General features: G+C 68.7%; 10 protein-coding genes. 5 read left to right on the top strand and 5 right to left on the bottom strand.

Going from position 1 to position 14,823, the window contains the following annotated elements:
• Window positions 1-286: 286 nt before the first annotated feature.
• Entirely contained in the window at window positions 287-2,068 is a 1,782-nt protein-coding gene (ggt, locus tag IT361_14005; GenBank protein ID MCC6318791.1) for a gamma-glutamyltransferase, read from the bottom strand.
• Between the two features lie 192 nt (window positions 2,069-2,260).
• Complete coding sequence (locus tag IT361_14000; GenBank protein MCC6318790.1) at window positions 2,261-2,902, bottom strand: hypothetical protein; 642 nt, start codon at window positions 2,900-2,902, stop codon at window positions 2,261-2,263.
• 172 nt (window positions 2,903-3,074) lie between these two features.
• Between IT361_14000 and murQ the strand changes: the two genes are divergently transcribed.
• Complete coding sequence (murQ, locus tag IT361_13995; GenBank protein MCC6318789.1) at window positions 3,075-4,025, top strand: N-acetylmuramic acid 6-phosphate etherase; 951 nt, start codon at window positions 3,075-3,077, stop codon at window positions 4,023-4,025.
• Window positions 4,022-5,143, top strand: coding sequence for an anhydro-N-acetylmuramic acid kinase (locus tag IT361_13990; protein MCC6318788.1), 1,122 nt, complete (start codon window positions 4,022-4,024; stop codon window positions 5,141-5,143). Before murQ ends, IT361_13990 begins: the two co-directional genes overlap by 4 nt.
• 170 nt (window positions 5,144-5,313) lie before the next feature.
• Here the strand turns inward: IT361_13990 and IT361_13985 are convergent, their stop codons facing one another.
• Both IT361_13985 and IT361_13980 read right to left on the bottom strand, forming a co-directional pair.
• Entirely contained in the window at window positions 5,314-6,441 is a 1,128-nt protein-coding gene (locus tag IT361_13985; protein ID MCC6318787.1) for a serine/threonine-protein phosphatase, read from the bottom strand.
• Between the two features lie 64 nt (window positions 6,442-6,505).
• Entirely contained in the window at window positions 6,506-7,498 is a 993-nt protein-coding gene (locus IT361_13980) for a zinc ribbon domain-containing protein (GenBank protein MCC6318786.1), read from the bottom strand.
• A 412-nt stretch (window positions 7,499-7,910) separates the two neighbouring features.
• Between IT361_13980 and IT361_13975 the strand changes: the two genes are divergently transcribed.
• Window positions 7,911-9,716 (top strand): N-acetylmuramoyl-L-alanine amidase, encoded by a 1,806-nt coding sequence (locus IT361_13975; GenBank protein MCC6318785.1) that lies wholly within the window; start codon window positions 7,911-7,913, stop codon window positions 9,714-9,716.
• 12 nt (window positions 9,717-9,728) lie between these two features.
• Here the strand turns inward: IT361_13975 and IT361_13970 are convergent, their stop codons facing one another.
• On the bottom strand, window positions 9,729-10,727 hold the full coding sequence (locus IT361_13970) for an endonuclease/exonuclease/phosphatase family protein (protein ID MCC6318784.1): 999 nt from the start codon (window positions 10,725-10,727) through the stop codon (window positions 9,729-9,731).
• A gap of 903 nt (window positions 10,728-11,630) precedes the next feature.
• On the opposite strand from IT361_13970, the gene IT361_13965 reads away from it, so the two are divergent.
• Window positions 11,631-13,268: a TldD/PmbA family protein gene (locus IT361_13965; GenBank protein ID MCC6318783.1), complete on the top strand. Its 1,638-nt coding sequence runs from the start codon at window positions 11,631-11,633 to the stop codon at window positions 13,266-13,268.
• Window positions 13,265-14,677: a TldD/PmbA family protein gene (locus IT361_13960; GenBank protein MCC6318782.1), complete on the top strand. Its 1,413-nt coding sequence runs from the start codon at window positions 13,265-13,267 to the stop codon at window positions 14,675-14,677. Before IT361_13965 ends, IT361_13960 begins: the two co-directional genes overlap by 4 nt.
• Window positions 14,678-14,823 lie beyond the last annotated feature (146 nt).

Raw genomic sequence — 14,823 nt, 5'->3', positions numbered from 1 at the left:
CCATGCCACTTCGATGCGAATCGGAGTGGCATGGCTGTCTCCGGGCAAGGGGCGCTGATGAGTCGACGACGCCTTGCCGACCGCGACGCGGAGTGGCTCGTCCTCGATTGCGAATCGGAGTGGCATGGCTGTCGCCGGGCAAGGGGCCCGGATGACGCGACGACGCCTTGCCGACCGCGACGCGGAGAGGCTCGTCCATGCGCGCGATCGACGAATCTCGTGCCCGGCACGCCGGGAGGATGCTGCGGCCCACAGATCCGCGATCAGGCCCACAGCGGCGGGCGGCCTAACGAGCCGACGTCCCTCCCGTCCCGCCTGATCGCGGCTCGCTGACACCCTCCCAACCTCCCTTGACCCGCATCACGGCGTTGACATTGGCAATGCCGCCGATCGCGCGAAGGCCGTGCCCGATGCGGCGGAGCGAGTCCTGCGCCGCCTGCGACAGCCCGCCGGTCTCGTACATGAGCGTGTCGGGCAGGGCCTGATGGTGCAGGCGCGGGGCCCGCATCGCATCCGACAGCGACATGCGGTGATCGATCACGTTGAGGATCACCTGCGAGGTGGCGGTGATGATGCGGGGCCCGCCGGCAGCCCCAACGACGAGAAGCAGCTCGCCCTTCGGGTCCAGCACGATCGACGGCGACATCGCGCTGAGCATCCGCTTGCCGGGGGCGATCGCGTTCTGCTCATACTGCACGAGTCCGAACATGTTCGGTTTCCCGGGCGCGGTCGCAAAGTCATCCATCTCGTCGTTCATGAAGAAGCCGACGTTCGTCAGGTAGACCGCCGAGCCGTAGCCATTGTTGATCGTGGTCGTCGTCGCCACGGCGTTGCCCTTGTCGTCGACCACGGAGTAATGCGTGGTGTGCATCCCGTCGACGATCTGCGCCCCGTTCGGCGGCGTCGGCGTCTTGCGCGCCGGGTCGATGGTCTTCGCCAGGGCCCGCGCGTACGTCTTGCTCGTCAGCTCCGCGATCGGCACCGGCACGAACTTCGGGTCCGCGAGCTTGCTGTTGCGATCGATGAACGCCCGCTGGTACGCCGAGGACAACACGTGGGCATAGGCGGCGCTGCCAAAGGACGGCAGCGAGTCCCACGTCTCCAGCATGTTCATGGTCTCGGTGATCGTCACGCCGCCTGACGACGCGGGAGGCATGGTGAAGAGCGTGTAGCCGCGATAGGTGCTGCGGATCGGTGTGCGCCACTCGGGTCGGTAGTTCTCCAGGTCCTGCTTCGTCAGGATGCCGCCGCCGCGCTTCATGGCGGCGACGAGCGAATCGCCTACCTCGCCACGATAGAACGCCGCAGGGCCCTGGTCGGCGATCAGCTGCAGCGTCCGCGCAAGCGCGAGCTGCCGAAAGTGCGTGCCGACCGGGAGGGCCTGCCCGTTGACATAGAAAACGTCCCGCCCGTCGAAGCGCGTGATGTAGTCGCGGCTCCCGGCCAGCGACGAATGGAACTGCGAATCGACCACAAAGCCATCGCGCGCGAGGCGAATCGCCGGCTCCATCACGCGCGACAGGGGCATGGTCCCGTATTTCGCCAGGGCCTCGGCCATACCGGCCACGGCGCCGGGTACACCGGAGGCGCGGTAGCCGATGATGCTTTCGTTGGTTGGGTTGCCCTGGGCGTCGAGGTACATGTCGCGTGATGCGGCCTGGGGCGCGACCTCGCGATAGTCGATCGCCGCCGAGCGTCCGTCGGCCATGCGAATGACCATGAAGCCGCCGCCGCCCACGTTGCCGGCGACGGGGTAGGTGACCGCAAGCGCGAACCCGACGGCCACGGCCGCGTCAACGGCGTTGCCGCCCGCCTGGATGATCTCGTTCCCGGCATCGGACGCGCGCCGCTCGTTGCTGGCGATCATGAACCGCTCACCGAACGCCGCGGGCTGGCCGGCCGCGAAACGCCACCCTTCGGGGAACGCCATCGCGCGGCGTGGGGGAATGTCGGTCGCACGGAGCGACGACGACGGCGTCCCGCGGGAGCAGGCGACGATGAACAGCACCAGGACAACGGCGATGGCGCGCATGATGGTGAGGCCGGAGATACGACGTGCGGATGACACGCCGCTGGATACATCAGAACCCGAACGATACTGAATCGGTGCGCCGCGCGCGCCGTCGCTGGAACGCCGGTAGTGGGTCGACCCACGACTGGAACGCCGCAACGTGGACGGTGGAACGGGGGTCTCCAGGTCGATCTCGAAGGGCCGCCACTCCCGCGGTCGGCTCGTCGAGCATCAGGACGCGTGCGCCAGCTAGAACCCCACGCGGACGCCGAGTCGGGTCGAGAGGTGTCGCGCCAGCCGCCCACCACCCTGCGTGCTCCGTTCGTGCAATGCGTTGACCGCGTCCTGGACGAGCTGAATGGCGTAGTCGTTGCCGATCGCATAGGCAAAGCCGTAGCCGGCGCCAAAGGCAAAGTCCGTGTTGGACGCAGGCGCCAGCCGTCCGCGTGGGGACACTTGCTCGAAGTTCCCATATCGGAGCGCGCCGACGAAGACTTCGAGCACCTGATGGAAGCCGCGTGCGCTGCCAGGGCCTACGCGCACGATGCCGCCGTACGACGAGACGGTGACGTCCGCGGCGCATCGGGCACAGCTGCTGCTTGCCGCTGTCGAGACATAGGTCATCGGCAATCGCGCGTGGCTGAACGCGAGGCCGGCCGTGACGCCCGGCGATACCGCGCGTTCGACGGTGGCTCGCCAGCTGAACGCGGCGTCGATATCCCATCGTGACGAGGACGCATCGTCGAGCACGAGCGGGCCAAACTGGATCCCGGCACTCGCGCTCGCGAACCAGGCGCGCTCGCCACCGCCGCTGTCGTCGCGGCGCTGTGCGCCTGCCGCGGCCGGGAGGCCGAGCAGCGTGGCGATCATCAGGGTGCGCGCACGTGGCATCAGTCGACACACCGGAGCCTGGGGACGCCGCGCGTCCGTACATGGAACGCCCGCCTCGAACGCCTGCATGGTGAGCGCATAGGGCGGTAAGTTAGTGCCACGCGCCGCCGCGCCGCCGCCAGGCGTGGTCGAGACTCACTTCGTCCCTGCGCCCTCGACCCTCAGGTACCTCGTGCCGCCACGCCCCGAATCCCGCGTTACCGAACAACGCAACCCGGCCTCGGCAGCGATCGATCTCGCCTCGCCGCTGGAGATCGTCGATATCATGAACGGCGAAGACCGCCGAGTCGCCGACGCCGTGGCCACCCAGCGCGAACCGATTGCGAGGGCCATCGAGTTCGTCGAGGGAGCGTTCCGCAATGGAGGCCGGCTCTTCTACGTCGGGGCCGGCACCTCCGGCCGGCTCGGCATCCTCGATGCAAGCGAGTGTCCGCCGACGTTCGGCAGCGATCCGGAACTGGTGCAGGGCATCATTGCCGGCGGAGAACGCGCCGTCTTCCGATCGCAGGAAGGTGCCGAAGACCATCCCTCGGCCGGGGCGGCGACGATGGATGAACACGGGGTCAATGCGAAGGACGTGGTCGTTGGTATCGCGGCCTCCGGTACGACGCCGTTCGTGCGCGGCGCCCTGACGCGCGCCCGCGAACTGGGCGCACGTGCGGTGCTCGTTGCCTGTACGCCCGTCGAGCCTGCGTTCGTCGCCACCATCGATCTCGCGATCATCGCCGTGCCTGGGCCCGAGGTCGTCACGGGGTCAACGCGCCTCAAGGCGGGCACGGCCACCAAGATGATCCTCAACATGTTGACCACCGGTGCGATGATCCGCATCGGAAAAACCTTCGGCAACCTGATGGTCGACCTGCGCGCGACCAACCTCAAGCTGAAGGATCGCTCGGAGCGCATCCTGGTCGAGGTGTGCGGCGTCGGTGTCGACGTGGCGCGTACGCTGCTCGAACAATCGGGCGGCAGCGTGAAGCTTGCCATCGTGATGCAGAAGCTGGGCGTGGATCGCGCCGCGGCCGCGGCGGCACTGGTGGAAGGCGGCGGTGTGATCCGCCGTGTGGTGGGGGGACCGCCGCCGGTGCGTGCGGATGCGCTTGTCGAGGGAGAGGTGGCGTCGTGATCCTCGTCGGCCTCATGTCCGGCACGTCGCTCGACGGCATCTCGGCGGCGGTCGTACGATTCTCGCAGGATGGCGCGCGCGTGTCGGCCGAGTTGCTCGCGTGGGACGTGGCGCCGTACACCGCCACACAGCGCGAGCGGCTGGGGAGCGCGCTGGTGGGGGGCACCCCCGAGACGTATTGCCGTCTCAACGTCGACCTGGGTGAATGGCTCGCCGCGGCGGCGCAGCAGGTGATTGCCCAGGCCGGTGTGCCGCGGGCCGACATCGCCGGCATCGCGTCCCACGGACAAACGATCTGGCACATCCCGGATCATTCCACCTGGCAGACCGGCGAGTCGGCCGTGATCGCCGAACGTACCGGGCTTCCCGTGATCAGCGATTTCCGCGTCCGTGACATGGCCGCCGGAGGGCAGGGCGCGCCCCTCGTGCCGATCGCCGATCGACTGCTTTTTGCCGACCCGCGGAACTTCCGTGCGCTGCAGAACCTTGGCGGGATCGGCAACGTCACCATCGTACCGCCCGGGGGGGACGCGGCGGCGGTGCGCGCGTTCGATACCGGCCCGGGCGTCGTCGTGATCGACGGCATCGTGCGGCAGCTCGACCCGTCGAGGCGTTACGACGAGGACGGCCGCCTGGCGCGCGCCGGCACGGCGATCCCCGGCGTGGTGGCCGCGTCGTTAGGCCACGCGTACTTCAGCGCGCCGCCCCCCAAGTCGACCGGCCGCGAGCTGTTCACGCCCGGTTGGATCGCGGAATTCATGGCCGCCTGTCGTCGCGAGCGCCCGGGCGCGAGCGACCCCGACCTGATCGCAACGGCCGTGGAGTTCACCGCTGCGTCCATCGCCGACAGCTTTGCGCGCTTTGTACCTGAGCCGGTGGCGGACGTTGTGGTGTCCGGAGGAGGCGCGCGCAACCCGGCCCTGGTCGACGCCATCGCGCGGCGCCTGGCCCCGCGACGCGTGGTACGATTCGACGAGCTGTTCTTCGATGGGGAGGCCAAGGAAGCCGTGGCCTTCGCCCTGCTGGGCTACCTCCACCTCACCGGCCAGCCCGGCAACGTGCCGGGCGCCACGGGCGCCAGGGGTCCGCGGGTGCTGGGCAAGCGGACGCCGGCCTGACGGCAACCGAACCTCGCGTCTCCTGCGCTGCGGCTCTTCGCAGGCGTTCGATGATCCCGATGGCGCTGGCGGCCGGTAAGGCCGGGGGGCCGGCGGGGGCCGCGAGAGTCATCGAGGGACAGGATCGCGCGGTGGGTGCCCCGTTGCCGCGACTGGACGCGCGGACCCGCCTACGCCCCCAGCCGGCCGTACCAGCGCCAGGCGAGAAAGAGTCCGAGCAACACCGCGGCGGCCACGAGCGCCGCGCGAATCATCAGGCCCTGCTGCCGGCGTTCTTCGCGGACCGCGACGGGGAAGGGCTCGATGGGCGCGCCTCGCATCATGGCTTCGGTCCGTTCGCGCAACAAGGTGTCGAGATCCGCGCCCGAGGGAATCGAGAGCTGCGGGCGTTCGTACAGCTGATGACCCACCGGATCCTCCGGCAGGGCGCGCCGGAGGCCCGCGCCATCGAACCGCGCCGCCACCACGGTGATGTTGTCCGGGCCACCCTTGTCGTTGGCAATGCCTACAAGGCGCGTGCAGGCGCTGAGCAGGTCGGGTTCCTCGCGCACCGCGCGCGCGATCTCATCGCCCCGCACCAGACCCGACAGCCCATCGGAGCAGAGCACGAGCACGTCGCCGCGGCGCACCTGCTGGTGCGTCAGGTCGACCTTGATGTTCGCCTCGGGCCCAAGCGCCTGCAGGATGATGTTCTTGCGCTCGCTCAGCTCCGCCTGCTCCTCCGTCATGTCACCGGCTTCGATGAGCTTCTGGATCAGGGACTGGTCCTTGGTGAGCTGCCGCGCGTGTCCGTCGCGCACGAGGTATGCGCGCGAGTCACCGACCTGGGCGAGGTAGACCGTGTCGCCCAGGAGCCCGGCGATGGTCGCCGTGGTTCCCATGCCGCGCACTTCCGCGTGTTCGGCCGCATAGCGGTAGATCACGCCGTTGGCGGTGACGGCAGCCCGCTCCAGGGCGCCGACGAACTCGTCGGGGGCGATGGATGTCGCCGTCGTCCACTGCTCGCGCAGGTGACGCAGCACCACGTCGACCGCGGTCGCGCTCGCGAGTTCACCGGCGGCGGCGCCGCCCATGCCGTCGGCCACCATGAACAACAGTCCGCGACTCCCCACGCGCTGCTGCACCGAGGTGTCAAAGGCGAGTGGTGTGCCGCGCGAGAGGTCGGACACGACGTATGCGTCCTCGTTATGCTCCCTCGTCCGCCCCACGTCCGTCAGCGCGTACACTTCGACCAGAATACTGCCCGCCGACGATTCCCCGGTGAGTCGCGCGGCATGGACTTCGGGCGGTGTCTTCACGCTCCGACTCCCGGGTAATCGAGGAGCGCGCGTGTGAGCTCCGTGCCACGTGGTGCCATGCGCGTCACGCCAGATCCACCCGCATCACCTGGCCGCCAAGGGAGACGCGCTGTCCGTGGACGAGGTCGCGCGCAACCCGCACCGCGATGGCGACGCCGTTGCGGCTGCCCATGTCGCGGATCGTGAGGCCGCCGTCGTCCCCGCATCGGATCACCGCGTGCCTGCCGCTCATCGTGCGATCGTACGCAAAGACCCAGTCGCCTTCCTCGCGGCCAATGAGGATCGAACGCTTGCGCCACAGGTGCATGGTGTCGCGCACTCGACCATCGGCGCGCAGCTGCTCCAGCACGGCGGCATCGGGGGCGGGAACCGCCGACCCCACCTGCACCGTGCCCGCGTCGGCGAAATACGGCGCGCCGTCCTCGAGCACGCGTCGGCACCGGATCACCTGTGACCCAAGCAAGACGATGTCGCCATCGGCCAGCGACGTCTCCTCGGTGATGAAAACGAACAACGCGCGCGGGCTCCCGACGGGCTCAAGGCGCGCGCGATGCCGCGCCACCGAAAGGTGGACGCCGTCGGCGCCGATCATGTCGTCCCCGACGTGAAGGCCAAGGCCGTCGGCGGAGATTGTCGCACCGTCACCCGGTAATTCGATCACGCGAGACTCGTCGCCTTGCTCGTCCAGGAGTGTGAGCCGCGGTGCCCCTGCCACGACCGGGAGGCCGCGCGGCTCCGTGGTTTCGGGGGTTCGGTCGGATCGAACGCGAGCGCCGCATCCGGCGCAGTACCGCGCCGTCTCGTCGGTGGAGAGGGTGCCGCAGGATCGGCAGGTCGGCAGCGCGCCTTCGATGCCATGAATGCGGAATCCGCAGCGCGCACAGAAGGGTTCGCCGGCGCGATTGGCGTGATCGCAATGCGGACACCGCGAGAGCCGCAGGGCTGCGTGCTGGCGCGTTTCAGGACCGCCGATGAGCCCGGAAGCGGGCTTGCCGCACCCCGTGCAGTAGCGCTCGCCCGGGGAAAGACGTCTGTTGCAGGCCGAGCAATTTGGCACGCAGGAGACCGAGTGGGCGGAATGGACGCACTGCCGGTGCGCGGCGAAGATCGCACGAAGTCCCGTACGGATCAACCTCGGGGGCGGATTCGTGGCCGGAAACATCGCTGGGTAAACGAGATATGGTCCCGTGGCGTCACCAGAGACGCCGGCGTAGCCGCACGACTGCAAACGCGCACCGCCGACGCAATGGTGGCTGGTAACGGGGAACGCTAAGGTGGAGTACACCGTAAGATGGGGAGCGGCAATCGCATGGGCCGCGCGCTCATCCAAGCGCTTCCGTCACCTCGACCCGCTGCTCGGGGTCGCCCCGCCCAAGTCACCGTGACCTGGCGCGTCGAGCTCCAAGCGCTGGTGCGGCGACGCCTGACGTTTGGCTTGGCGACCCAACGGCAACCCTCGATATTGCCGCATGCCAATCGACCGGCGGTTCCGATTCGCCACGGCGACGGTGGTGGTCCTGGCGTGTGCCCGCGTTGCTCCGGCGCCTCCTGTCGTCGACCGGACAAACGTGTTGGTCGCCCCGGAGCTTCCCCCGGTGCCCAAGGTGGTCGGTCGGTTGGCGTTCCGGGTGGTTTATCCGCCGGATGGCGCCACCACCGGCGCTCGGGACTCCACGTTCCTCTTCGGGTCGGTCGGGAGCGGCGACGCCCGTTTGCACATCGATGGGGCCGAGGTCCCGGTGCAGCCCAACGGGGCCTTCCTGGCCTGGGTCGCGCTGCCTTCCAATGGCGGTTGGCGCCTCGTGGCCACACGAAAGGGCGACACGGTCCGCGTCACGCACCGTGTGCGCCTCTTGCCCCCGTTGCCAACGCTGCCGGACTCTGGTCGCCTCGTGGTCGACAGCGCCTCTGTGCAACCGCGGGGCACGTTGTGGCGTCGGCGGGATGAGCTGGTCCGGGTCGCGCTGCGCGCGCCACGCTCGGCGCGCGTCGAAGTCACGACGCAGGCCGGTCGCACTGTGCTGGCCGCGTCCGGCCCCGACTCAACGCTGCACGTGGGCGAGGTGCCGGCCCCGTGGCTCGGCGACGCGTCGCACATCGTCGCGATGCGCGGCGCGGACACGATCACGCTGGTCCTGCCGCGGGTCACCGTCGTCGAACCTGGCCGACGCCTCGTGGCACTCTCCGGCGTCGCGCCCTCCACGCTGCCCGACACCGATCGTGTCACCTCGGTGCGATCCATCGTGGGCGGCACCTACAAGTGGTTCCTCCGCCCAGGGACGCACGTGGCGGTGACCGGTCGCCAGGACGGCGCCTGGCGCGTCGCGCTCGACGAATCCCTCGAAGGCTGGGTCGATGCCGGTGACATCCGCATCCTCGACTCGACGCGCATCGTGCCCTCGCGTGTCGCCGGCAACGCGCGTGTTGTCCCGGGCGCCGGTTTCACTGATGTCGTGATTCCCGTCGGCGCCGCGCCACCGTGGGCGGTGGAAGTCGAGGACCGCGCGCTTGTCCTCACGCTGCACGGCACGGTCGCCAACACCGACATCATCAACTACGCGTCGCGAGACTCGCTCGTCGAACGCGTGACCTGGGAGCAGGTGACGCGCGATCGGGCCCGCTACGTGATCACGCTGCGGCGTGCGCCCTACGGCTACCTCACGCACTGGGCGCGTGGCGCGTTCGTGCTGCGCATCCGCGCCGCACCGACCATCGATCCACGCCGTCCGCTGGCCGGCCTCACGATTGCCGTGGACGCCGGGCATCCGCCGGGCGGTTCCACGGGCCCCACCGGCCTCTACGAACCCGTCGCGACGCTCGCGATCGCCGAGCGCCTGCAACGGATCCTCGAACAGCGCGGGGCGAAGGTGCTGAAGACGCGCACCGGTCCGTCCGCGTTAGGCCTCGCGGAGCGCCCCAGCCTCGCTCGTCAGGCCGGCGCACACGCCTTCGTGTCGATTCACCTGAACGCCCTCCCTGACGGCGTGAATCCGTTCCGCGCGCATGGAACAGGCACCTACTACTTCACCGGTCAGAGCATCGCCCTCGCCCGAACCGTCCAGGCAGGTATGGTGCGCACGCTGGGCCTCCGCGACCTCGGCGTCAACTACGACAACCTCGCGGTCATCCGTCCGACCTGGATGCCGTCGGTTCTCTGCGAAGGTGCCTTCCTGATCATCCCCGAGCAGGAGTCCGCGCTGCGCACGGCGGAGTTTCAGGAGGCGTACGCGCTCGGCGTGGCCGACGGCATCGAGGAGTACTTCCGGACGCTGTAGCTCCGACGCCGATCAGGGGTCGAGTCGCACGCGCCGCAGTTCCACGATCAACGGCCGATGGTCCGACCACGCGTCACCGGCGACTCGCGCGGTCACCGCTCGCAATCCGTCGCCGTACAGCACATGGTCGATCCGTACGCGGATCCAGCCGTTATATCGCGTGTAGCCGAAGCCCTGGCCCACCTGATCGAAGGCGTTGCGAAGGTCGCCCCAGTGGTCGGCGAAGTTCCGGCCTTCGCGCGGTGCGTTGAAGTCGCCCGCCACGATCATCGGCACCAGTCCTCCGTCGACCCACGCGCGCGCGCGCCTCGCTTCGATGTCGCGCAGGTCGGAGTTGTCGCGCAACCGACTCAGGTCGAATCCGTCGAGCAACGGCTCCAGCCCTTTGCGTGCGGTCTCGAGGTGCAGGTTGGTGAAACCCACTGGCCCAGCGGGCGTTTCGAGCACGTATCGCACCACGTACCCCGCGCCTCCAACGCCGGCCAGGCCTTCGTTCCGAACTCGCTCCAGCGACGATCGTTCCATGGACTCGGCAGCAACGATGGGGAACCGGCTGAGCAAGCAGAGGGGCCGGACGGCGTGCGCGTGGAATCCCCGAATTGCGGGGAGCCGTTGTGCCAACGACGCCGAACACTCCTGAAGGGCCACCACGTCCGCGCCCCATCGCTCGAGGAGCGCCTCGAGGCTGTCCGTCACGATCGGACTCGCTGCCGTATTGAAGGAGACGATCCGCAGCGTCGGGCCATCTGGCCCTGGAAGCATTCGTCGCCAACCCGTTCGGAGCCCCATCACTGGGAAGAGCGCGATCCAGAGGGCGAGATAGGTCGGGAGCAGCAGCGCGCGATTTCGCCGCCGCACAAGCAGCGCGATGCCCACGATCGGGATGAGGTAGACCCACCGCCCGATGAACAGCAGAATCGTCGCAACCGGCCAGCGATCCCCGGCCTGCCACATGAGGATCGTCACGCCGACCATGCCAGCGAGCGCTCCCCAGGCCAGGATCGCCAGCATTGCCGGTACCGCGCCCCGCCAGCGTCGGCCGAACGGAAATGCGTGGGCGAGTAAGCTCCGCGCACTCTGCGTCAGGGCGCGCCACCCAGGCCACCGCAGGCGCCCCCGTCGAGCACCCACCTCACTGCCCGGGCGCCACGCCCGAGCCCCCGGTCGCCGGGCCTTGAGCTGACGCTTGCACTTCCAGCAAGTGATCACCTGACCGAGGTGTCGCTCCTCAATGGTGAAACGCTCGCCGCAACGGCAGGTAATCGCGTAAGACGTCATTTCCCGGGATCTGGCGGACCCCAAGTGACGCTCACGTGACGCGCTCGGCAATGATTTTCCGTCACTCAGCGAAGCGAATGTTCCCACACGAGCCCCTCGGCGCCCGAGGGGCCTTCGTGCTTGCGCTCAGGTGGTGTGACTTGGTCCAGAACGGGGGCCGCAGGTCACCGTCGGCACAAACCGCTTGACTGCCCAGGCGCCGGCATTACCCAGGCACCCGCTCTGTGCAGGCCTGAACACGCCCGGGCGCAAGGACCGCCCTTCTGTGCCCATCCGCAGCTCGAAGCTCGCGCCGCGTCCGGCGCTGGCGTTCGCTTCGTCCCGATGAGGTCGTGGATCTGGAGCTCAGCCTCCAGGCGCCGGGCCCTGTTGAGCCCACGGTGGCTCGCGTGCCGGATGCGTCGGGTGTCTGCCACCGTGCCCGACCCAAGTCGCCAGCGGAGCCCAGCGTCTCGGGGACCCAGAGCGTATCTTCGCAGCAGCCCGAGCGACCGCACTCGGTGCCCCGCTTCTCAACAGGCCCGGGGTGCGTGCAGCGCCGTCCTCGGCGCGCTGTGAGTGTCATCGCAAGAGAGCCACCGTTCCCCTCCGCGCCTGCAGGTCCATCCCCCACCTCGCCAACCCGCCAGCTCACCCGTGTCCCATTCCCGTCGATCGTTCGTCCGCAACTCGACCGCAGCCGCTGCGGCGATCGGACTCGCTCAGTTCTCGCCGCGCTCACTCGCGGCGGCCTCGACGCTCGTCGGCCCCGACGCGCTACCGATCCAGGATCCCGCGTTCAAGGATCTCGCGATGCGGGCCCTCGAGGCTGCCAAGGCGGCCGGTGCCTCTTACGCCGACGTGCGCATCTCACGCAATCGGACGCAGAACGTCTTCACGCGTGAACGCCGGGTGCAGGGCGTGCAGGACAATGAGACCTTTGGCTTTGGTGTCCGTGTACTCGTCAACGGAGCCTGGGGCTTCGCCGCCAGCTCGGTGATCACGCCTGACGAGATCGCTCGCGTCGCTCGCCAGGCCGCGCGACAGGCGCAGGCCAGCCGCATCACGCAGCTGCGCCCGATCGCCCTCGCCCCAGGCGGCCCCGCCGAGCCCAACGGCGTATGGAAGAGCCCCATCAAGGTCGACCCGTTCGAAGTGCCGATCGAGGAGAAGGTGCAGCTCCTGCTCGCCGCCAACGAAGCCGCGCTCAAGGTGAAGGGATCGCGCTTCTGCACGTCGAGCATGTTCTTCCTCCGCGAGGAGAAGACCTACGCCAACACCGACGGCACGTACACGGTGCAGACGATCTACCGTGCGCAGCCCAGCATGACGGTGACCGCGGTGTCGGCGGATTTCACGGACTTCCAGTCCCGCCAGTCGACCGACGTGCAGCCCAAGGGACTGGGTTACGAGCACGTGACGGACGCGAACCTGGTCGTCAACGCGACCAAGTGGGCCGAGCAGGCGGTGGAGAAGCTTTCGGCGCGACCGGTGGACGTGGGCCGCTACGATCTCGTGCTGCACCCCACGCACCTGTGGCTCACGGTGCACGAGGCCTGCGCGCACCCCACCGAGCTCGATCGCGCGCTCGGTTACGAGGCCAACTACGCGGGCACGTCGTTCGCGGCGCCGCCGGAGAAGACGTTAGGCAAGCTCAAGTTCGGCTCCGAGCTCATGAACGTCCGCGGCGACCGTTCGCAGGTGGGCTCGCTCTCCGCATGCGGTTGGGACGACGAGGGCCAGAAGCCCGAGGACTTCCGCATCATCGACAAGGGCATCCTCGTCAACTATCACGCGATCACCCGCATGCAGGCGCCGTTCCTGGAGTGGTGGTCGAAGCAGAACAACCGTCCGGTGAAGTCGCAGGGCTGCTCCTATTCGCAGTCGTGGGCCGACGTGCAGTTCGAGCGCATGCCCAACGTGTCCCTGCTGCCCGGTACGAAGGAACAGTCGTTCGAGGATCTCATCGCGGCGACCGACCGGGGCATCGCCATCGTCGGAGACGGCTCGTTCTCGATCGACCAGCAGCGCTACAACGCGCAGTTCGGGGGCCAGCTGTTCTATGAGATCCGCGGCGGCAAGGTCGTCGGCATGCTCAAAGACGTGGCCTACCAGATTCGCACGCCCGAGTTCTGGGCCTCGATGGACATGGTCGGCGGGCCGCGGAGCTACGAGCTCTGCGGCGCGTTCGGCGATGCCAAGGGCCAGCCTTCCCAATCCAACGCGGTCTCGCACGGCTGCGTTCCCACCCGTCATCGCCAGGTGAACGTGATCAACACCGGGAGGACCGCATGAGCGCTCCTCGCTCTCTCTTCCAGCAGGGCGCACCCATCCTCACGAAGGATCAGGCCGAGTCGCTCTCGAAGAAGGTCCTGTCGTACGCGACCGCGGAGCAGACGCGGGTCACCGTCCGCAGCGGCGCACGCGCCAACTCGCGGTTTGCGGTGAACCAGATGTCGACGGCCGGTGACAACACCGACACGGTGGTGACGGTGCAGAGCTTCTTTGGTCGCCGGAGTGCGACGGCCACGACCAACAAGCTCGACGACGCGGCCCTGCGCCAGGTGGTGAAGAACGCCGAGTCGCTGGCGAAGCTCTCGCCGGAAGATCCGGAAGCCATGCCCGAGCTTGATCCTCAGCAATACGCCAACGGCATTGGCTGGAGCGAGGCGACCGCGCAACTCGATCCCGTCGCGCGCGCCAACGCCATCAAGACCATCATCGACCCCGCGCGGGCCGCCGGGCTGGTGAGCACCGGGTACATCGAATCGCGCGGCACGGCGCTCGCTATCGCGAACAACAAGGGCCTGTTTGCGTATGGTCGCAACACCGAGGCCGTGCTGACGACGACGGTCCGCACGCCGGACGGCCAGGGCTCGGGTTGGGGTGGGGCGGCGCACTGGGACTGGTCGAAGATCGACGCCGCGGCGTTAGGCGCCACGGCCATTGCCAAGGCCAAGGCGTCGCAGAACGCGGTGGCCATGGAGCCGGGGCGCTACACCGTGATCCTCGAGCCCACCGCCGTCGGCAACCTCGTCCAGCTCATCCAGGGCGCCATGAACGCGCGCGCGGCGGACGAAGGGCGTTCCTTCTTCACCAAACAGGGCGGGGGCAACAAGATCGGCATGAAGGTGATGGACGAGCGGGTGACGCTGGTGTCCGATCCCCTCGACCCCGACATCGGCTCGAACACGTTCAGCGGGGACGGCAGCCCGGTCGGACGCACGGTGTGGATCGAGAACGGCGTGGTGAAGAATCTCGCGTACGATCGCTTCTGGGCGCAGAAGCAGGGCAAGACGAGCAACAGCGCCGGTGGCGGTGGCGGCTTTGGCTTTGGTGGTGGCGGTGGCGGTGGCCTCAAGATGCCAGGGTCCGACCAGTCGCTCGAGCAGCTGATCGCGAGCACGGAGCGCGCGATTCTGGTCACACGCTTCTGGTACATCCGCGGCGTCGACCCGCGCACGGTGCTCTACACCGGCCTCACGCGCGACGGGACGTTCCTCGTGGAGAACGGCAAGATCACGCGCGCGGTGAAGAACTTCCGCTTCAACGAGTCGCCGATCTTCATGCTCAACAACCTCGAGGCGATGTCGCGCGCGATCCGCGTGAGTGCCTCGGAGTCGGGGAACACGGGCCAGGCGATCGTCGTGCCCGCGATCCGTACGCGGGAATTTTCGTTCACCAGTCTGAGCGACGCGGTGTAGTTCCGTTCGCCCCGGCCACGGTCGCCCAGCGTCCGTGCGCCGGGGGCCCGCCGTCGTGCGGGCGGCGCGCATGCCGGGGAACTCCGGCTCGTTGTCGCCGTCGTTCGCGCGGGCGGTCGGGCGGGCGACGTCGCGACCGGATGGAC

The sequence above is a fragment of the Gemmatimonadaceae bacterium genome (assembly GCA_020846935.1).
GTDB lineage: Bacteria > Gemmatimonadota > Gemmatimonadetes > Gemmatimonadales > Gemmatimonadaceae > RBC101.
Note: the sequence above shows the minus strand (reverse complement) of the source record. Positions and strands in the feature narration are given on the sequence as shown.